The organism is Streptomyces pyxinae (assembly GCF_024756275.1).
Taxonomy (GTDB): Bacteria; Actinomycetota; Actinomycetes; order Streptomycetales; family Streptomycetaceae; genus Streptomyces; species Streptomyces pyxinae.
Map to the genome: position 1 here is coordinate 65,822 of NZ_JANUGQ010000001.1, position 19,949 is coordinate 85,770.

The window sequence follows — 19,949 nt, forward strand, 5'->3', positions numbered from 1 at the left end:
TGACCGGTCACCTTTCGGGAGAGACTGGCCGAACACGTCGCCGGCACGGACGAGGACATGGCGGCGCTCCTCAGCAGTTGCACGGCTTCGCCGTGCCGGGCGTCGGACGGGGCTGTCTCGCGCCATTCATCCGGGTGACCGAGCGGCTGGAGGTCGCCGCCTCAACGCTTCACAACGACAATCGACGGTGGCGGCAAGGCCGCCCCCACGCGGGCGTCTCGCCCGTACGGTGGGAGTCACAGCGAAGACCGCCGAGAGGTGGGTGTCCGACCCGTCGCGTGTGCCGCATCCGCGGACCCGCGCTGATGTCGCGAGCGTTTTGGGAGTGAGTCCAGAGGTGTTGTGGCCCAAGGCAGTCCGCTCCGCCGTGAAGACCGGCCCGGACCGCGAGATCGTGTCCGCGTACCCCTACCGCAACGCCTGCCCCACCTCGGTGTGGGCGAGCCTGATCGACGGGGCCTCCCAACAGATCACCTTCGCCGGTTACACCAACTACTTCGTCTGGCAGGAACAGCCCAGACTCGCCGCCCGCCTCGCACGCAAGGCCCAGGACGGCTGCGCGGTGCGGTTCATTGTCGGGGACCCCGACTCCGAGGTGACTCGGCGCAGGGAAGCCGCCGAAGCGGTACCGCTGACCGTGGGTACCCGTATCCGCATCACCCTGGACGCGCTGGAGAAGATCAAGCACTCCCCCGGCATCGAGGCGCGGTTCAGCGACGAGCACATCGCCCTGTCCGTCTTCACCTTCGACGACCAGATGCTGGTCACACCCCACATCTCCAATCTGCTCGGCCACGAGTCTCCCCTGCTCCATCTGCGCCGCCTGGGCGAAGACGGCCTGTACGACCGATTCGCCGCCCACGCCACCGCCCTCTGGCAGAACGGCCGCCCCATCTGGCCGGACGACGGGACGACAACGACCACGAGCTGACGCCGACATACTCGCCGTCGGCGGTGGCATCCCGCGATCATCGGCGGGCAGGCTGAGCGGCGGAGGTGGTCGGTGTGACCGAGCAGGGAAGTCATCCGCAGCTGTGCCAGACGGTGCTGGACTGCGTGGACGCCAGGGAGCTGGCGGAGTTCTACCGGGTGCTGCTGGGCTTCCGCTACCGGCCCGGGGACGAGCCGCCGGCGTCGGGACGGCCGGACGAGCGGGGGGCGGACTGGCTCGTACTGCGGGCGCCGGACGGCGGACGGCAGCTCGCCTTCCAGCGGGTCGACCGGCTCGCGCGGCCGACCTGGCCGGAGGGGCCGGTGCCGCAGCAGATGCACCTGGACCTGACCGTGCCGTCGGTGGCGGAGCTGAGGGCGCAGCACGAGCGCGTTCTCGCCCTGGGCGGGCGGCTGCTCTCCGACCGCAGCGACGACGCCGAGGAGCCGCTGTTCGTGTACGCCGACCCGGCCGGGCATCCGTTCTGCGTCTTCGTCGCGTGAGGGGGCTCGCCGGGCGACGGATCCACGTATGGGCGCCCCGGCACGGGACCCGGTGCTCGATTAACAAGGAATTTGTTAAAGTGGGTCCATGAGTGAATCGTCCATGCCGGGCACCGGGCCCGTCAGGCCCGTGTCCGTTTCTCTGCACGAAGGCACCATCGCGGCGGTGCGGGCGCGTACCGGCAGGCGGGGTATGTCGGCCTATGTCGAAGCGCTCATCCAGCGGCAGCTGGAGCGGGACCGGCTGAGGGAGCTCATCGAAGCGGCGGAGAGCCAACACGGGCCGGTCGATGCGGCGGCCGTCGAGAGCAAGCGAGCCATTCTGCGCGGTGACGCCGTGAGCCCGGCGGACGCCGCGTGAGCGGGACGGTCGTCCTGGACTGCGAGGGCCTGTCGAAGCTGGTCCGTCAGTCGGCGGACATCACGGAGTGGCTGGTCGCGGCGGAGGCGGAGGACATGCGGGTGATCACCAGCTCGGTCACCCTGGTCGAGGCGCGCCACCCGAAGACCGGTCAGGCCCGGTTCGACTACGCCGTGTCGCGCGTCGTTGTCGTCCCCCCTACCGAGGCGATCGCCCGCCACGCAAGCAAGCTCCTCGCATCGGCCGGTCTGCACGGCCACAAGTACGCACTCGACGCGATCGTCGCCGCCACCGCACTCGCCTCGCCCGCCCCGGTGACCGTATTGACCTCCGGCCCCGAAGACCTCCGGGCGCTGTGCGGGACGGGCGGCGTACGGGTGGCCAAGGTGTGAGAAGCCCGGTCGGGCAGCAGGGCGGCGAAGCGCACCGTACGGCCCGGGTGCGCGTGCGGGCCCGGCGGGCGGGGGCCGGGCCCGTACGGCGGAGGGTCAGGCGTTCTTGCTGAAACGCGCCCAGAACTCGTCGAAGGAGAGCAGGCCGTCGCCGTTGCCGTCCTGGGAGTTGATCACGGCCTGGGCGACCGTCTCAGTGACGTTGAAGTCGCCCAGCTGCGCCATGACGCTCTTGTACTCGGCGGCGGTGATGAAACCGTCCCCGTCCACGTCGAACCGCTCGAACGCCTTGCGCGCCGACTCGATGTCCGCCACTGGGTCCACCCCTTATTGCTTGGTGCGATCGCTTGCTGCGTTACTGACGGCGGTCAGATTAGCCGGAGAACGCACGATCACCACCACCGGTGGGGGTCAGCGGAAGACTCCGGTGTGGCCGAGGGAGTAGCGGCCGGGCTGCGGATAGACCGCCAGGCCGTGCGGGCCGCCGCCGACCGGGATGCGGGCCAGCTGCTCGCCGGTGCGGGTGTCGATGGCGTACACCTCCCCGTCGTACCGCCCGGAGAGCCAGAGCACCCGGCCGTCGGCGGAGATGCCGCCCATGTCGGGGGAGCCGCCGTCCGGAAGCCACCACTTCTTGGTGAGGCGCCGGGTCCGGAAGTCGAAGACGGAGATCGAGCCCTCGCCCCGGTTGGGCACGTACATCTCCCGGGAGTCGCGGGAGACGTACAGTCCGTGCGCGCCCCTGCCGGTGGGGAGCAGCGCCGGGGTGGTGAAGCGCTCGCCGTCCAGCGCCCAGATGCCGTGGGCCATCATGTCCGCCACATAGAAGGTGCGGCCGTCCGGCGAGAGCTTGACGTCCTGCGGCATGGCGCCCCGGAACGGCAGCTTCTGCCGGGCGGTGACCCGCATCCGGGCGGTGTCCACCTTGAGCAGCTCGCCGGAGAACTCGCAGGAGACGACGAAGTACCGGCCGTCGGCGGAGAAGTCCGCGTGGTTGACGCCGGAGCACTCGACCGGCTCGGTGTGCCGCACCGCCATGGTGTGCGGGTCCCGGAAGACCAGCTGCCGGTCGCGCGAGGCCATGACGACGGCGTGCCGGCCGTCCGGCGTGAAGTAGAGGTTGTACGGGTCGTGGACCGGCACGTCCGCGCCCCGCTCCCCGGTGGCGGGGTCGATCGGGGTGAGGGTGTGGCCCCGGTTGTTGTTGACCCAGAGGGTCTTGAGGTCCCAGGACGGGACCACGTGCTGGGGCTGCTTGCCGACCGGGATGGTCGCCACCACCCGATAGCGGGCCGGGTCGATGACGGAGACGGTGTCGTCCAGGGTGTTGGGCACATAGATCCGGGGCGGGAAGCCCCGGACGGTACGGGAGAGCCGGCCGGGCCGGTCGGCGGCGTAGACGTCCCGGGGGTCGAGCGGCGGCGGCATGCCGGGCAGCCCGGCCGGTGCCGCGCTCCCCGGTACGGGACGGGGAGCGGCCGTGCCGGGGGCCGGTGAGCCGGCGTGTTCCCCGCCGGTACCGCAGCCGGCGAAGAGGGCGAGGAGGCCGGCGAGCGCGGCCGGGGCGAGCAGCCGCAGAACCCGGATGGCGCGCGGACGGCGGGGCGGCGGTCCGCCGGGAAGAGCACTCGGGGGCACTCGATCATTTAAGGGGCGAGACGGGCATTTCCGGATGATTTGCGGCGGGGTGATTCGCGGCGGCCGGGGCGAGGGACCGGACGGGGCGAGGGGCCTGGCGGGGCGAGGGGCCGGATGGGGCGAGGGGTCGGACGGGGTGAAGGGCCTGGCGGGGCGACAAGCGAAGGGAGAGACCGTTCGTGGGCCGAGGTTTCGATGAAACACCCGCCCGATTCGATAGTCATTCATCGAATGGCAGGTCAGTGGCTCAGGTCACCTGGGATTCCACGAAGCGGTGCCGCTTTTGGGGTGGCATGGGATGCTTTGTCGTTTTGGCCGCTAGGCTCCCGTCTGCCATAGTCGGGTGCACGACCCCCATTGACCCGGGCCAGGTCGTTCACGCGGCGGGGATACACCCCAAATCTTCCACCGCCGCCCGCACGGAAGCCCCCGTTGCGCCCCCAACCGTGGCGCGAGGGGGCTTCCGCGCGTTCCGGCCTCCGGCCTCCGGCCTCGCCCACCGGGAAGGCGGTCAGCGGTCGGTGACGCGCATCTCGAACCAGGTGGTCTTGCCGCGCGGCAGCAGATCGACGCCCCAGCGGTCGGAGAGCTTGTCGACCAGGAAGAGCCCCCGGCCGCTGGTGTCCAGCTCCCGCACCGGCATCAGGCACGGCAGCCCGCGCGAGGGGTCACGCACCTCGATCCGGATCCAGCCCCGGCGCCGCAGCATCCGTAAGCCGAAGACCCGGGCCCCGGTGTGCCGGACGGCGTTGCCGACCAGCTCCGAGACGAGCAGGATCGCGTGCTCGGCGATCACCGGGGAGAGCCCCCACTGGCGCAGTACGACGCACTGGGTCAGCCGCCGGGCGGTACGGGCCGACTCGGGGCGGGACGGCAGCCGCACCTCCCGCTCGGTGGGATCGCCGTACGTCTCCCAGGCCCTGAGCGCGTCTTCGTCATCTGCCACCGGCGCCCATCGCGCGGTGCTCTCCAGCCTCGCCATGGACCCATCTTGGAGCGCCGCCGGGGGGCCCGGGGGCCGTTCGGTGAAATTGCATTCTGGCTCGGAGGGGCGCTCAAGAGGCTGGAAGGGGCGCACTCGGGGACGGGCCGTGCGCCGGTGAACCGGGCGCCAACTGCGGCGACCCCGGGCGCGTGGCGGGAGCACTCGGGAGATGGGAGAGTCCGGAGCCGGACCGCCCGGCAAGGTTGCCTTAAGGCCCCCTTGAGCCGCCCGTGAGCCAGGCCGGGGGCCCGGCGTGGCGAGCGGCGCCGGAGCCGGGGGCCGCAGCCCGGCCGGCGCCCGAGCCGGGGCCGCAGGCGCGGTGCCCGGCCTCGGACGGCGCGGCGGCCGGGCCCGGGCGGCCCGGCGCCCGGCCTCACGGGGCCCGGTGCCGGACGGGTCTCGCCCCGCGGGGCGCCCCGCCCGCGTCAGACGAACTTCGCCTTGCCCGGCCCCTCCTCCACGAAGCTGCGCATTCCGCGCTCGCGGTCCTCGGTGGCGAACAGCCCGGCGAACCAGGTGCGCTCGACCGCCAGTCCGGTGTCGATGTCGGCCTCCAGTCCGGTGTCCACGCACTCCTTGGCGGCCCGCAGCGCCAGCGCCGGCCCCCGGGCGAGCCGGGCGGCCCAGGCGTGCGCCTGCTCGTACACCTCGGCCGCCGGGACCACCCGGTCGACCAGCCCGATGGACAGGGCCTCGTCGGCCTTCACCTGGCGGCCGGTGAAGATCAGGTCCTTGGCGCGGGACGGGCCGACGAGGCGGGCCAGCCGCTGGGTGCCGCCGGCGCCCGGGATGAGACCGAGCAGGATCTCGGGCTGGCCCAGCTTGGCCGTGTCCCCCGCGATCCGGAAGTCCGCGCAGAGCGCCAGCTCGCAGCCGCCGCCCAGGGCGTACCCGGTGACGGCCGCGACGACCGGCTTGGGGATCCGGGCGACCGCGGTGAACGCCTCCTGAAGGCCACGGGACCGCAGCACCATGGCCGCGTGGTCCATCGCCCGCATCTCCTTGATGTCCGCGCCCGCCGCGAACACCTTCTCGCCGCCGTAGATCACCACGGCGCGCACGTCCTCCCGGCGGGTGGCCTCCTGGGCCAGTTCCAGCAGCCGGTCCTGGGTGGCGATGTCCAGCGCGTTCATCGGCGGACGGTCCAGCCGCAGGGTGCCGACGCCTTCGGAGACTTCGAGGGTCACAGTCATGACGGCAGGTTAGCCGCCGTTAACGACGGCGGACCCGGTGCCGTTGGTCACAGCACCGGGTCCGTAGGTCATGCGCGTCCGTGCGGGATGTCATGCGCGCCCGTGCGGGCGGGAGCCCGTACCCCGTCCGTCCCGGAAGGGGAACGTTTCTACTTGATCCACTCCGACCACGCCATGTTCCAGCCGTTGAGGCCGTTGTCCGGCTTGATGTCCTTGTCCTTGGAGTTCTTCACGACCACCACGTCCCCGATGAGGGAGCTGTCGTAGAACCAGGCGGCCGGGGTGTCCGGGTCGCCGGCGCCCCGGGCGTCCCGCAGGCCCACACAGCCGTGGCTGACGTTGCTGGAGCCGAAAGTCCCGCTGGAGGCCCAGTAGTTGCCGTGCACGAAGGTGCCCGAGGTGGAGAGCCGCATGGCGTGCGGGACGTCCTTGATGTCGTACTCGCCGCCGAAGCCGACGGTGTCGCCGTTCATCCGGGTCACCTTGTACTTCTCGCTGATGACCATCTGACCGTTGTACGTGGTGCTGGACGGGGCCCCGGCGGTGATCGGGATGTTCTTGATCTCCTTGCCGTCGCGGACCACCTTCATGGTGTGCTCGCTCGCGTCGACCGTGGAGACCTGGCTGCGGCCGACAGTGAAGGTGACGGTCTTGTTCTGCTTGCCGTAGACCCCGGGGCGGCCCTCGACGCCGTCCAGGCCGAGGCTGACGGTCACCTTGGTACCGGCCGCCCAGTACTTCTCGGGGCGGAAGTCGAGCCGGTCGTTGCCGAACCAGTGGCCCTCGATGGGCACCGCCGGCACGGCGGTCACCTTGATGGCCTTCTCCACGGCCGCCGGATCGGTGATGCCCCGGCTGAAGTTGATGGAGACCGGCATACCGACACCGACGGTGGAGCCGTCCTCGGGGGTGTACTGGCCGATGAAGGTGTTCTTCGGTACGAGGGTGGTGAAGGTGGTGTCCTTCGCGGACTCCCGCCCCTCCGCGTCCTTGGCGATCGCGTGCACCTTGTACCTGGTGCCGGCGGCGAGATGCCGTACGGGCTCCCAACTGGCCCCGTCGGCGGCCAGCTTGCCCTCCACCGGAGCGCCCTTGGCGTCGGTGACGGCGACGGTCTCCAGCTTGCCCTGCTCGGCGGTGACCTTGAGCGCCCCACTGGTGGCGACCGACACGGACCCGTCCTTGGGAGCCACGTTCACCATGGCCTCGGAGGCCGCGTTCCCGGCGGCACCGGCCTTGCCGTCCGCCTTGCCGCCGTCCGCCTTGTCGCCGCCCCCGCAGGCCGTCGCCAGCAGCAGCACCGCCGCCACGACCGCCGCCGCCGGACCGGTAACCCCGCGCCTGCGGCTCCGACCGGACCGTACGCCCGGCGCTCTCGATATCGGCGACCCGTTCACGATGGTTCTCTCCCCTCAGCGACCTGGCCCCGCCACGGTCGCACCCCCGCGTGCTGCTCTCACACGCACCGCGACAGATAATCACATCGCGAGTGGCGCGGAGAGTCCGGGAATGTCACCGTTCAGTTCCAAGTTTTTCCCCGCGCGTCACGGTCATGCCCGCTGGTCGGGGGCGCGTGGCAGCGCCACGGGGGCAGGAGGCGAACCGTCCGGTTCCGGCCTTTGTCGCCAAGTGGCTTGACGGGCCGGGGCCGTGGAGGCGTACGCCCCGGGACGGGGCCCGCGGGACGGCGGGAGCCGGGGTCGGGACGGTACGGGCGTCCCGGCCGGCCGACCGGGACGGTACGGGCCGGGGGGCCGGCCCCGAGCGGTACGGCCCGGGGCCGGTCCCGGGTCGTACGGGCCGGGCGGGACGCCCCCGGCTGCCCCGCCCCCGGCGCCAGGGCCAAGGGAGTGCCCGCCCTCGGGTGCCAGGCGCCAGGGGGGTGCCCGCCCCGCGCCAGGACCCAGGGGTGCCCGCCCCGGGTGCCGGGAGCCCCGCTCCGGGAACCCCCGGAGGCCCCGCCTCAGCCCGCCGCCCGGACGGCCGAGCCGGCCTTCCAGCGGGTCCAGCTCATGTTCCAGCCGCCCAGGCCGTTGTCCGGGGCCACCTGGCGGTCCGGCGAGTTGACCACCTCCACCACGTCCCCGACCAGCGTCCGGTCGAAGAACCAGCCCGCCGGGGTGTCCGCGCCGCCGCCCTTGACGTCCCGCAGCCCGACGCAGCCGTGGCTGACGTTCTCCTTGCCGAAGACGGACTCCGCCGCCCAGTAGTTGCCGTGCAGAAAGGTGCCCGAGTCGGTGAGCCGCATGGCATGCGGGACGTCCTTGATGTCGTACTCCCCCTTGCCGTCCTCCTTGGTGAAGCCGACGGTCGCCCCGTTCATCCGGGTGACGTCGTACAACTCGGTGACCACCATTTTCCCGTTGTACGTCGTGGACTTGGGCGCCCCGGCGGTGATCGGCACCGTGCTGACCAGGTCGCCGTCCCGCCGTACCTCCATGAAGTGCTTCTCCGCGTCCACCCGGGAGACCTGGGAGCGGCCCACCGTGAAGGTGACCGTCCGGTCCTGGATGCCGTACACCCCCGGCGCGCCCTGCACGTCCCGCAGCCGCAGGTCGAGGGTGACCCGGGTGCCGGGCTCCCAGTAGGCGCTGGGCCGGAAGTCCAGCCGCTCCCGGCCGAACCAGTGGCCCGCCACCTCCACCGGCGGGTCCGAGGTGATCCGGATGGCCCGCTCGACCGCCGCCCGGTCGGAGATGGGCCGGCTGAAGCCGAACGAGACGATCATTCCGGTACCGACGGTGGAGCGGTGCTCGGGCGAGAAGTAGCCGATGAAGCGGCGCTCGGGCACGGCGGTGGTGAAGGTGGTGTGGCGGGCCGCCCGGCGCCCGTCGCCGTCCAGGGCCACCGCGTCCACGGTGTACTTGGCGGCCAGCGAGAGCCGGGCGCCGTCCGAAGGGCGCCAGCTCCGCCCGTCCCGCGCGATCGTGCCCGGCACCACCGCCCGCTGGGCATCCTCCACCCGGGTGACCACCACCCGCTCGAGACGGCCGTCCTCGACCGTCACCTCCAGTCTCCCGTCCGGCGCCACGTCCTTCGCCCGGTCGTCCGGCGTCACCCGGATGGTCTCGTCGTCCTGGCCCTTGTCCCCGAACGGGAGGCCGAGCCCGCCGCCGGTGCAGCCGGCCGCCCCGGCCGCCAGCACCACACCTGTGAGGGCGACCGCCGCCGCGCGCCCTGCCCGCTTCAGTACGTTTCTCACGATCCGCCCAACGAGTGCCCCCCTGTGGGGGAAACGTCGGGATGCGTCTGGGAGCGGGCGCGTCCGGGCAGAACAGGGGGAGACGAGCGGACAGCCGAGCAGGGAGTCAAGGCGGAGACAGACAGAGACAGACAGGGACAGGCGAAGACAGGCGGAGACAGGCGAGACCAGCAGGGACAGACCAGGACCGGGCGGAGACAGGTCGGGACAGGCGGGTGGCGTGGCCGTGGCCGGGACGCCGCGCGCCCGGGGCCCGGAACCGGACGAGCCGTGGGAGGCCGGCAGGTGTCGAGCGCAGCCGAGCAGGAGGCAGTGGCCGGAGCGGTCCGGGGCGGGGCGCGGGACGGGGCCGCCGTCGCCGCGGACACCGGTACCCGCGGTGTGCTGAACGGGCGCCCCCGGAGCTCTCCGGGACTCGTACCGCCCGTGTGGCCGGGGGCGCCGACGCCGCTGGGCGCCCGGTTCCGGGACGGGCCGGAGGGGGTGGCGGGTACCAACTTCGCGCTCTGGGCGGGCGGGGCGGAGGCAGTGGAGCTCTGTCTGTTCGACGAGGACGGCACCGAGACCCGGCTGCCGCTGGGCGAGCTGACGCACGAGATCTGGCACGGTTTCGTGCCCGGCATACGCCCCGGTCGGCGGTACGGCTACCGGGTGCACGGCCGCTGGGACCCGTGGACCGGTGCCCGCTGGAACCCGGCCAAGCTGCTGCTCGACCCCTACGCCCGGGCGGTGGACGGGGAGTTCACGCTGCCGCCCGAGGTGTACGGGCACGTCCGCGACTGGCCCGAGCAGCATGTGGCCGACACCGTGCGGGACGCCCGGGACTCGGCGCCGTACGTCCCCAAGGGGGTCGTCGTCCACGATGACGACGACTGGTCGGACGACCGGCGCCCCAAGACGCCCTGGGCCGACTCGGTCATCTACGAGCTGCACGTCAGGGGCTTCACCATGCGCCACCCGGGGGTGCCGGAGGAACTGCGCGGCACCTACGCCGGGCTCGCCCATCCGGCGGCCGTGGAGCATCTGACGCGGCTGGGGGTGACGGCGGTGGAGCTGCTGCCGGTGCACCAGTTCGCCCACGAGGACCATCTGCTCCGCCGGGGCCTGCGGAACTACTGGGGCTACAACTCGGTCGGCTACTTCGCCCCGCATGCCGGGTACAGCGCCTCCGGCACGGCGGGCCAGCAGGTGGGCGAGTTCAAGCGGATGGTGAAGGCGCTGCACGCGGCCGGGATCGAGGTCATCCTGGACGTGGTCTACAACCACACCGCCGAGGCGGGCGAGTTGGGCCCGACGCTCTCGCTGCGCGGCATCGACAACCGGGGCTACTACCGGCTCCCGCCCGACGCCCGCCGGTACGCCGACTACACCGGCTGCGGCAACACCCTGCACGTGGTCCGGCCCCAGGTGCTCCGGCTGATCACCGACTCGCTGCGCTACTGGGTCACCGAGATGGGCGTGGACGGCTTCCGGTTCGACCTGGCGGCGGCGCTGGCCCGGTCCATGCACGACGTGGACATGCTCTCGCCGTTCCTGGCGGTGATCGCCCAGGACCCGGTGCTGCGGCGGGTGAAGCTGATCGCCGAGCCCTGGGACGTGGGCAGCGGCGGCTACCAGGTGGGGGCGTTCCCGCCGCTGTGGACCGAGTGGAACGACCGCTACCGGGACGCCGTACGGGACTTCTGGCGCGGCGCGCTGCCGGACGTACGGGACCTGGGCTACCGGCTCTCCGGCTCCAGCGACCTCTACGCCTGGGGCGGGCGGCGCCCGTACGCCTCGGTCAACTTCGTGACGGCGCACGACGGTTTCACCCTGCGCGACCTGGTGACGTACGAGCACAAGCACAACGAGGCCAACGGCGAGGGCAACCGGGACGGCACCCACGACAACCGCGCCTGGAACTGCGGCACCGAGGGCGAGAGCGAGGACCCGGCCGTCAACGCGCTGCGGCTGCGCCAGATCCGCAACCTGCTCACCACGCTGCTGCTCTCCACCGGGGTGCCGATGCTGGTGGCGGGCGACGAGATGGGCCGCACCCAGGGCGGCAACAACAACGCCTACTGCCAGGACAACGAGGTCTCCTGGCTGGACTGGTCGCTGCCGGACCGGCCCGGCACCGCGCAACTGCTCGCGCTGACCCGGCGGTTGCTGGCACTGCGCCAGTCCCATCCGGTGCTGCGCCGCCGGGCGTTCTTCTCGGGCCGGCCGCACGCCCCGGACGGGCTGCGGGACCTGGCCTGGTTCACCGCGTCGGGCGAGGAGATGACCGAGGCCGACTGGTGGGCGCCCGCCCCCTCGGTCTGCCTCTATCTCTCGGGCCGGGACATCCCCGGGCGGGACGCGCACGGCGAGGCGATCACCGACGTCAGCTTCCTGGCGATCCTGCACGCGGCCGGCGCCCCGGCCTCGTTCCGGCTGCCGGGCGAGCCCTGGGCCCGCTCCTACGAAGTGGTCGTGGACACCTCGCGCGAGGACCAGTCGGCCGAACCGGGCACGGTCCACCCGGGCGGTGCCTCGCTCCTGGTCCCGGAGCGGTGCGCGCTGCTGCTCCGGGTGCGGGAGTAGGGCCCCCGGGGCCCCGGCGGTTCCCCGGTGGGGGCGTACGGACCGGGCCTGCGGGGTGCCCCCCGGGCCGGGACGTACGGGCCCCCGCCGGGCGTGCGGGAGTCCCGGGCCTGGGCCGCCGGGCTCCCCCGGCTCGGAGCGGGCGGACTCCCCCGGTCGGCCGAAAAGCGGGTGAGCCGGGGCGGGGGCGGACCGTAGGCTCGGCCTGATGCCCGGAGAAGATGCAACCACCAAGGACCGTTCGGCCGTTCGCTCCCTGCTGCGGCTCTGGCCGTATGTGCGCCCGGTGCGGGCACGGATGGGCACGGCCGCCGCGGTCGCCGTCGTGGCGTCCTGCCTGGGACTGGTCATCCCGTTGGTGCTCAAGTGGATCGTGGACGGCCCGGTGGCGGCGCGGGATCCCGGCGGGGTCTGGCTGGGGGCGCTGGCGGTGCTCGGGCTGGGGATCGCGGAGGCCGTGCTGTTCGGTCTGCGGCGGTGGCTGGTGGCCCGGCCGCTGGCCTCGGTGGAGGCGGCGATGCGGGCCGACCTCTACCGGCACCTCCAGCGGGTGCCGGTGGCCTTCCACGACCGCTGGCCGTCGGGGCAGTTGCTCTCCCGGGCGACCGGTGACCTGTCGCTGCTGCGGCTGTTCCTGATCTTCCCGCTGACCTTTCTCTTCGTGAACGGTGTGACCATCCTGGTCGGCTGCGCGCTGCTGCTGGCGCAGGACTGGGCGCTGGGTCTGGTGCTGCTGCTGCCGGTGGTGCCGCTGATCGTGGTCTGCGGGGTCTTCGAGGGCCGGTACGCGCTGGCCGCCCGGCGCGCCCAGGACCAGATCGGGGATCTGACGACGCTGGTCGAGGAGAGCGTCCTCGGCATCCGGGTCGTCAAGGGCTTCGGCCGGCACCGCAGCCAGGCGCGGGCGTTCCGGGAGAAGGCCGGGCGGCTGCGCGGCACCGAGCTGGTCAAGGCCCGGCTGCTGGCGGCCATCTGGGCGGTGATCACCGCCGTACCGGAGGTGGCGATCGGGGCCGCGCTGGTGCTGGGCACCGTACGGGTGGCCGACGGGGAGCTGTCGGCGGGCACCCTGGTGGCCTTTCTCTCGACCGCGCTGGCGCTGCGCTGGCCGGTGGACTCGATCGGCTTCCTGCTGGCGATGAGCCAGGAGGCGGCGACCGCGACGGAGCGGTACTTCGAGGTGATGGACGAGCCCGCGGAGACCGGGGAGACCGCTCCGGCCCGCCCCGTCCCCGGCACCGCCCCGGCCCCGGCCGCCCCCGGCCCCGTCTCCGCCCCCGGCCCCGCCCCCGCTCCCGGCTCCGGCTCCGGCTCCGGCTCCGGCTCCGGCTCCGGCTCCACCCTTCCCGGCGGGCTGCGGTTCGAGGGGGTGAGCTTCCGTTATCCGGACGCGCCGCCGGAGGCCGCGCCGGTGCTGGCCGGGATCGATCTGTGGATCCGGCCGGGCGAGACCATGGCGCTGGTCGGGGCGACGGGCTCCGGGAAGACCACGCTCACCGCGCTGGTGCCCCGGCTGTACGAGGCGTCCGGCGGCCGGATCCTGCTGGACGGCGAGGACATCGCGGGGATGCCCCGGGAGCGGCTGCGCGGGTTGGTGACGGTGGCCTTCGAGGAGCCGACCCTCTTCTCCGCGTCGGTGGCCGAGAACGTGCTGATGGGCGGCGCGGCGGACGCGGGGCCCGGGGAGCTGGACCGGGCGCTCGCGGTGGCCCAGGCCGGTTTCGTACGGGAGCTGCCGGAGGGGACGGCGACCCAGGTGGGCGAGCAGGGGCTGAGCCTCTCCGGCGGCCAGCGGCAGCGGCTGGCGCTGGCCCGGGCGGTGGTGGGCCGGCCCCGGTTCCTGGTGCTCGACGACCCGCTGTCGGCACTGGACGTGCACACCGAGGCGCTGGTGGAGGCCGCCCTGCGGGAGGTGCTGGCCGGGACGACGGCGCTGGTGGTGGCGCACCGGCCGTCCACGGTGCAGCTGGCCGACCGGGTGGCGCTGCTGTCGGGCGGCCGGATCGCGGCCGTGGGCACCCACCGGGAGCTGCTGCGGGACAGCGCGGAGTACGCCTGGCTGATGTCGGGCGAGGCGACGGCCACGGCGACGGGCGGTGTGCGATGACGGTGACGAGCGGCGGCACCCCCGGGCCGGGCCCGGACGGCGGTACGGCTCCGAGTCCCGGCCCGGAGACGGGCACGGGCCCGGACGGCGGTACGCCCCCGGGCGGGAGCCCGCGGCCGGGTGCGGCCGGGCGGCCGGGCACCCCGCCCGCCGGGGACCCGGACGCGGCCAGGGGTCCGGACACGGCCGGGGACCCGTTCGACCGGGACGACCTGCCGGCGCCGAAGGGCGCGACCGGGGGGCTGCTCCGGTCGCTGCTCCGGCCCCGGCGCGGCCGGGCGGTGCTGGCCGTGCTGTTCCTGCTGCTCCAGCAGGCGGCCTCGCAGGCGGGCCCGCTGCTGGTCGCGTACGCCATCGACCGGGCCGTACCGGCGCTGCGCCAGGGCGACCACGGGCCGCTGGTGGCGGTGGCGGCCGGGTTCGCGGCCTGTACGGCCGGGTCCGGGCTCTTCCAGTACGCCTTCGTCCGGACGGCGGCCCGGGTCAGCCAGGACGTGCTGCTGGATCTGCGCGGGCGGATCTTCCGGCACGCCCAGGCACTGAGTGTGGACTTCCACGAGCGGTACACCTCGGGCCGGCTGATCTCCCGGTCCACCGCGGATGTGGAGTCGCTGCGGGAGCTGCTGGACGAGGGGCTCCAGGAACTCGTCACCGTGGTGCTGTCGTTCGCGTACATCTCGGTGCTGCTGCTCTGGCTGGACGCGGGTACCGGCGCGGTGGCGGTGGTTTCCTTCGTACCGCTGTATCTGCTGGTACGGCGGTACCGGCGGCGGGCCCGGGTGGTCTTCGGGGCCAGGTCCACGGCGATCGCGGCGGTGATCGTGCGGTTCGCCGAGACGGTGAACGGCATCCGGCCGGTCCGGGCGTTCCGCCGGGAGCGGGCCAACGAGGCGCGGTTCCTGGAGCTGAACCGGACGCACGAGCACACCAACGGCGACGCCAGCACGGAGATGGCCCGCTATGTGGTGGGCTCCCGGCTGGTGGCCAACACGGCGGTGGCCGCCATGGTGCTCTGGGGCGCCTACCGGGTGGCCGGCGGCGGTCTGGCGCTCGGGGTGCTGGCGGCGGCGGTGCTCTATCTGCGCCGGCTGTACGACCCGATCGACCGGCTGGGGATGTTCCTCAACTCCTACGAGTCGGCGGCAGCCTCCCTGGTGAAGATCGCCGGCCTGCTGGCCCAGACCCCGGCGGTGGCGGAACCGGCCGAGCCGCGCGAGCTGCCGGTCCGTACCGGCGCGCCGGGGCGTGAAGTGACCTTCGAGGGCGTCCGGTTCGCCTACCGGGGCGGCACCGAGGTACTGCCGCGCTTCGATCTGACGATCCCGGCCGGCCAGACGGTGGCCGTGGTCGGCTCCACGGGCGCCGGCAAGTCGACGCTGGCCAAGCTGCTGGCCCGGTTCTACGACCCGACCGAGGGCCGGGTGCTGCTCGACGGCGTGGACCTGCGCGAGCTGGCCGTGCCGGAGCTGCGGCGCGGGGTGGTGATGGTGACCCAGGAGGCGTTCCTCTTCTCCGGGACGGTCGCGGAGAACATCGCCGTCGGCCGCCCGGACGCCGGCCGGGCGGAGATCGAGGCCGCCGCCAAGGCGATCGGCGCCCATGACTTCATCACCGCGCTCCCGGACGGCTACGACACCGATGTGCGCAAGCGCGGCGGCCGGATCTCGGCCGGCCAGCGCCAGCTGGTCTCCTTCGCCCGGGCCCTGCTGGCCGATCCGGCGGTGCTCATCCTGGACGAGGCGACCAGTTCGCTGGACGTGCCCGGCGAACGGGCGGTGCAGCGCGCCATGGACACGGTGCTGCACGGCCGTACGGCGGTGGTGATCGCCCACCGGCTCTCCACGGTGGAGATCGCGGACCGGGTCCTGGTGATGGAGTCCGGCCGGGTGGTGGAGGACGGCTCCCCCGCCGGCCTGATCTCCGGCGACGGCCGCTTCGCCGCCCTCCACCGGGCCTGGCGGGAGAGCGTGGTGGGCTGAGGGACCGGTCCGTCCGTCCGGGCTCCACGGTCTCCTGGGCGCTTCCAGGCGACGAGGAGCACCGTTCCCGCCCTGGCCGCGTCCGGGGCCCCGGACGCCGCGGGCGGTACCGCGCCCGGGGCCCCGCGTACTCCGTACGGCGCGGGCCCCGGCGGCACCGACGGCCCGGACGGCGTCCGGCCGTCTGCGGTCTCCCGGCCGTACGGTCGTGGAGCCGTACGGGCCCCGGGACCGCACGGCGGCGGGGTGCGAGGTGGTGTCCGTGGGGCCCTGGCCCGGGGCTCGGGCCAGGGCTGCTCGGCGTCCGGGGGCGTTCCCCGGAGGGCGAGGCGGGGCTCAGAAGGCGAGGTGGAATCCGGCGCCCACCCCGCCGGCCGCGTTCAGCTCCGCGATGATGTCCTGCATCGCCGAACTGTGCTGCGCGCCCCAGGCGTTGCCGACCAGCGCCCCGTCCACGACCACGGGGGAGCCGGAGTCACCGCCGTTGGTCCAGATGAGGTGGGTGAACCAGATGCCATGGGTGCCCAGCTTGATGCCGCAGGTCAGTCCCGTGCGGTGGCCCTGCTTGCACATGCGGACCCCGTTGGCGGGTGGTGCGCCGATCGTCCGGATGGTCGTCTCGCCCACCGTGTCGGTGGGCGCGACCCGGGACTCGTCCAGCTCGATCACCGCGTAGTCCAGGCCCTTGGGGCCGAGGTTGAGCAGATTGTTCGGGGTGCTGACATAGGTCACGGTGCCGATGACACCCGTCGTGAGATCCGGGCGGCTCTCGGTCAGCGGGGCCGGGGCGGCCGCCGTGCCGGCGGGCGAGCTGTCGCGGTAGACCTTCTCGCCGACCAGTTTCCTGCCCTGGTCGTCGATGAAGCAGTGGGCGTTGGTGAGACCGACCAGGCGGCCCGCGGCGTCCCGGCCCACTGCGGTGAGCGTACAGACATAGAGGGCCTGCGGGTCCTCGGGACCCGGGCTCATCCGGAAGATGATCCCGGTGCCGCCGCCGATCTGGGTGAGGCCGTCGGCCGACCGGTCCGGGGCCTTCGCCGGGGCCGGGGACTTCACCGGGGCCGCGGTGTGGGCGCTCGCGGGCGGGGACACGAGGAGGGGGCCGCCTGCCAGCAGCAGGACGAGGCCCAGGGCACGTACGAAACGGAGCATGCGATCACTTCCCTGGTGGGGCCGGAGCGCGGGCGCGGCAGCGGTCGGAGTCCGGCCACCGGCCCTGCCGAGGTGACTCCGGCGCGGCGTGCGAAAGCCTCGCGGAACCCGCTGGAATTCCGATGAACGACCGCCCTGACGCGGCGGGCGGAGGCTTCGCGGGTGGCGGGTGGCGCGGGTGACACAGTGCGGCGGCTGCGGACCGATCTGCTCGGTCCGCCCGGGGCGGCGCGCGACGGAACACCGGGGGGAGCCGGGCCCGTTCGCCGGCGGGCCGTCCTCGCCGCGCCCGCCGCCCGGCACCGGTCAGCGCCGGGCGGCGGGCGCGCAGGGGGCGGGCAGCGGTCCGGTGCGGTCGTACGGGTCCGCCCCCGCGCCGGCCGACGGGGTGGGCGCCTGCTTGGCGAAGTACGGGTGGACGAAGCCGTCCGCCTTCCCGCAGTCGTGGTTGCCCAGGTAGTGGTGCTGCTCCACCGGGACCAGCGCCCCCGGCGTCTTCCCGGCCCCCGGTACGGCCCGGACCGCGACGACCAGTCGCCGGCGCACGATCGCCCGGGCCGCCTCCTCGGCCTCCACCCCCGGAATGGGAGCCGGGCGCCCGCCGGGCGTGGCGGCGGCCAGCGCGTACACAAAGGTGACGTCCGCCCGGACCAGCACCTCGCCGGAGCTCCGCCCCGGGCCGTAGCTCAGGGCGCCGAGCACCCGGGTCCCGCCCGTCAGCACCCGCACCTCGGCCGGGTCGAACCGGGTGACCAGCCGGGCCGGGTCGGCGTCCCCCTCCCCCGGCGCCCGCAGCGCGGCCGCCAGCCGGGCCCGGCTCGGCGGGTCCAGCAGCGCGAGCGCCCGCTCCGGCCGGCCGCCGGCCAGCACCCCCGGGTCCAGATTGGCGGCGGTCAGCAGCTCCCGCGTGCGCCACAGGGCGTCCCGCACCCGCTCGGCCGGCACCCCCGGCACGGCCCCGGCCGCCGGTACGTCGATGCCGCCCTCACCGGTCAGCCAGCCCCGGGCGGGCGAATTCCGGTAGGGCATCCGGGTGGTGAGCGGCCAGGGCGCGGGCCACTGGGCCTCCTCCAGCAGCGGGGCCGCGAACGGCTCGTCGGCCGGCCGCTTCCCGACCGACCCGTACAGCCAGCCGCCCAGGGCCGCCACGACCGCGACCGCTCCCACCGACACCCAGACGGTCTTCCGCCGCCGGGTCCGCCGGTCCGCCGCCAGCCTGCCCGCGCGCTCCGGGTCCGTCCGCTCGGCCCTCAGCCGCGCCACGAAATCATCCGGCTCCGACACCGTGATCCCCCCTCAGGTCGCGAGGACGCTACCGCACCCCTGTGACAGCGAGGCCCCCCGGGGCCCGGCACCGCACCGCACCGCACCGCACCGCACCGCACCGCACCGCACCGCACCGCACCGCACCGCACCGGGTGATTCTCCCCGTCACACCACCACCGGCAGCGACGCCAGGCCGCGCATCACGAACCCGGAACGCCGGACCGGCTCGGCGGCCGGCGCGAGCTTCGGCGCCCGTTCCAGCAACGCCCGCAGTGAGGCGGCCAGTTCGATACGTGCCAGCGGGGCGCCGACGCAGTAGTGGATGCCCGCGCCGAAGGAGATGTGCGGGTTGGACGCGCGGGTCGGATCCAGTGTGTCCGGGCGGTCGAAGACCTCCGGATCGTGGTTGGCCGACCCGAAGAGCAGGGCCAGTTCGGCGCCGCGCGGGACGGTGACACCGTCGATCTCGATCTCGTCCAGCACCCAGCGCTCGAAAAGCTGAAGCGGAGTGTCGTAGCGGAGCAACTCCTCGACGGCACCGGGCAGCAGGGAGTGGTCGGCCCGGAGCGCGGCGAGCTGCCCGGGGTTGCGGAACAGCGCCCACCAGCCGTTGGCGGTGGCGTTGACGGTCGCCTCGTGGCCCGCGTTGAGCAGCAGCACACAGGTGGAGATCATCTCCTGCTCGGTGAGCCGTTCGCCCTCGTCATGGGCGGCGATCAGCCCGGAGACCAGGTCCTCGCCCGGTGCCGCCCGGCGGGCCGCGATCAGCTCCCGGAGGTACGCCGAGAACTCCACCGAGGCCGCCACGGCCCGGGCGGCGGTCTCCTCGGAGGGCGCCAGCTCGTACATCCCGCAGATCGCCGCCGACCAGGGCCGCAGCAGAGGGCGGTCCGGCTCCGGCACCCCGAGCATCTCCGCGATGACCGCCACCGGCAGCGGCTCGGCCACCTCGGTCACCAGATCGCCGCCGCCCCGCTCGACCAGCCCGTCCGCCAACTCCTCGGCCAGCCGCCGCACATAGGGGCTCAGCCGCTCGACGGTACGCGGGGTGAACGCCTTGGCCACCAGTCGCCTGATCCGGGTGTGGTCCGGCGGCTCCAGGTCCAGCATCCCCTGGTCGTTGAGCGTGTGGAACGGCTCCTGCGCGGCGGGCGGCGCCGTACGGCCGAACTCCTCGTGGCTGAACCGGTGCCGGTACGTCCGCCCGAGCCGCCGGTCCCGCAGCAGCGCCGCCACATCGGCGTGCCGCGGCACCAGCCACTGCCGGGACGGCTCGAACCAGTGCACCCGCCCGCTCTCCCGCAGCCGCGCGTACGCCGGATACGGATCCGCCGTGAAGCCGGCGTCCCAGGGATCGAATACCGCGTCCATCCCCGGACGCTAGACGACCCCGCCCCCCCCTGTCACCCACGGGCACCCGGTCCGCCCGGTGGTCTCAGGGGCGGCGGCCGCGGGAGTGGTAGGGGGTGTTGTGGACGGACCAGGAGCTGTAGGCGGTGCGGTCGGCGCGGGCCTGGAGGCGGTGGTGCCGCTCCAGGAGGAGACCGTCGGTGTTCTCGGTACGGGAGCCGGCGCGGCGGAGGAGCACCGTGACGGCGGCCGCCACGGCGAGGCCCAGGATCCCCAGCAGGGTGATGAGTGCGGTCATGGTCGTCCCCCCGGATCGAACGGTGTG

At 73.7% G+C, this 19,949-nt stretch carries 17 protein-coding genes; 7 read left to right on the forward strand and 10 right to left on the reverse strand.

What is annotated here, in order from left to right; translation table 11 throughout:
• Positions 1 to 325 precede the first annotated feature (325 nt).
• From NX801_RS00300 to NX801_RS00315, 4 genes are all read left to right on the forward strand, one after another.
• Entirely contained in the window at positions 326 to 931 is a 606-nt protein-coding gene (locus NX801_RS00300; protein ID WP_258784665.1) for a hypothetical protein, read from the forward strand.
• A gap of 74 nt (positions 932 to 1,005) precedes the next feature.
• Positions 1,006 to 1,434 (forward strand): VOC family protein, encoded by a 429-nt coding sequence (locus tag NX801_RS00305; protein ID WP_258784666.1) that lies wholly within the window; start codon positions 1,006 to 1,008, stop codon positions 1,432 to 1,434.
• Between the two features lie 88 nt (positions 1,435 to 1,522).
• The gene (locus tag NX801_RS00310; protein ID WP_258784667.1) at positions 1,523 to 1,795 is read left to right on the forward strand and encodes a hypothetical protein; all 273 of its coding nucleotides are present in this window, start codon (positions 1,523 to 1,525) and stop codon (positions 1,793 to 1,795) included.
• Complete coding sequence (locus NX801_RS00315) at positions 1,792 to 2,187, forward strand: type II toxin-antitoxin system VapC family toxin (RefSeq protein ID WP_258784668.1); 396 nt, start codon at positions 1,792 to 1,794, stop codon at positions 2,185 to 2,187. The genes NX801_RS00310 and NX801_RS00315 overlap by 4 nt, the downstream gene beginning before the upstream one ends.
• A 96-nt stretch (positions 2,188 to 2,283) precedes the next feature.
• Here NX801_RS00315 and NX801_RS00320 read toward each other — a convergent pair whose 3' ends face one another.
• From NX801_RS00320 to NX801_RS00345, 6 genes are all read right to left on the reverse strand, one after another.
• Positions 2,284 to 2,502 carry an EF-hand domain-containing protein gene (locus NX801_RS00320; RefSeq protein ID WP_258784669.1) on the reverse strand — a complete coding sequence of 73 codons (219 nt, stop codon included), beginning with the start codon at positions 2,500 to 2,502 and terminating at the stop codon, positions 2,284 to 2,286.
• Positions 2,503 to 2,598: 96 nt separating this feature from the next.
• Entirely contained in the window at positions 2,599 to 3,774 is a 1,176-nt protein-coding gene (locus NX801_RS00325; RefSeq protein WP_258785187.1) for a YncE family protein, read from the reverse strand.
• A gap of 562 nt (positions 3,775 to 4,336) precedes the next feature.
• Complete coding sequence (locus tag NX801_RS00330) at positions 4,337 to 4,807, reverse strand: ATP-binding protein (RefSeq protein ID WP_258784670.1); 471 nt, start codon at positions 4,805 to 4,807, stop codon at positions 4,337 to 4,339.
• Between the two features lie 428 nt (positions 4,808 to 5,235).
• Positions 5,236 to 6,003 carry an enoyl-CoA hydratase/isomerase family protein gene (locus NX801_RS00335; RefSeq protein WP_258784671.1) on the reverse strand — a complete coding sequence of 256 codons (768 nt, stop codon included), beginning with the start codon at positions 6,001 to 6,003 and terminating at the stop codon, positions 5,236 to 5,238.
• A 149-nt stretch (positions 6,004 to 6,152) separates the two neighbouring features.
• Positions 6,153 to 7,400 (reverse strand): L,D-transpeptidase, encoded by a 1,248-nt coding sequence (locus tag NX801_RS00340; RefSeq protein ID WP_258784672.1) that lies wholly within the window; start codon positions 7,398 to 7,400, stop codon positions 6,153 to 6,155.
• 566 nt (positions 7,401 to 7,966) lie between these two features.
• Positions 7,967 to 9,205, reverse strand: a complete 1,239-nt coding sequence (locus tag NX801_RS00345; RefSeq protein ID WP_258784673.1) for a L,D-transpeptidase — start codon at positions 9,203 to 9,205, stop codon at positions 7,967 to 7,969.
• Between the two features lie 285 nt (positions 9,206 to 9,490).
• On the opposite strand from NX801_RS00345, the gene glgX reads away from it, so the two are divergent.
• The 3 genes from glgX (at position 9,491) to NX801_RS00360 (ending at position 15,856) form a co-directional block, all read left to right on the forward strand.
• A complete protein-coding gene (gene glgX / locus NX801_RS00350; protein ID WP_428986027.1) occupies positions 9,491 to 11,770 on the forward strand; it encodes a glycogen debranching protein GlgX in 2,280 nt (759 codons plus the stop codon).
• Positions 11,771 to 11,978: 208 nt separating this feature from the next.
• The gene (locus NX801_RS00355; protein ID WP_258784674.1) at positions 11,979 to 13,877 is read left to right on the forward strand and encodes an ABC transporter ATP-binding protein; all 1,899 of its coding nucleotides are present in this window, start codon (positions 11,979 to 11,981) and stop codon (positions 13,875 to 13,877) included.
• On the forward strand, positions 13,874 to 15,856 hold the full coding sequence (locus tag NX801_RS00360; protein ID WP_258784675.1) for an ABC transporter ATP-binding protein: 1,983 nt from the start codon (positions 13,874 to 13,876) through the stop codon (positions 15,854 to 15,856). The genes NX801_RS00355 and NX801_RS00360 overlap by 4 nt, the downstream gene beginning before the upstream one ends.
• A 336-nt stretch (positions 15,857 to 16,192) precedes the next feature.
• Here the strand turns inward: NX801_RS00360 and NX801_RS00365 are convergent, their stop codons facing one another.
• From NX801_RS00365 to NX801_RS00380, 4 genes are all read right to left on the reverse strand, one after another.
• Entirely contained in the window at positions 16,193 to 17,008 is an 816-nt protein-coding gene (locus NX801_RS00365; protein ID WP_258784676.1) for a S1 family peptidase, read from the reverse strand.
• Between the two features lie 306 nt (positions 17,009 to 17,314).
• Positions 17,315 to 18,292, reverse strand: coding sequence for a hypothetical protein (locus tag NX801_RS00370; protein WP_258784677.1), 978 nt, complete (start codon positions 18,290 to 18,292; stop codon positions 17,315 to 17,317).
• A gap of 147 nt (positions 18,293 to 18,439) precedes the next feature.
• Positions 18,440 to 19,645 carry a cytochrome P450 gene (locus NX801_RS00375; protein WP_258784678.1) on the reverse strand — a complete coding sequence of 402 codons (1,206 nt, stop codon included), beginning with the start codon at positions 19,643 to 19,645 and terminating at the stop codon, positions 18,440 to 18,442.
• 64 nt (positions 19,646 to 19,709) lie between these two features.
• Complete coding sequence (locus tag NX801_RS00380; RefSeq protein ID WP_258784679.1) at positions 19,710 to 19,922, reverse strand: hypothetical protein; 213 nt, start codon at positions 19,920 to 19,922, stop codon at positions 19,710 to 19,712.
• Positions 19,923 to 19,949: the final 27 nt, after the last annotated feature.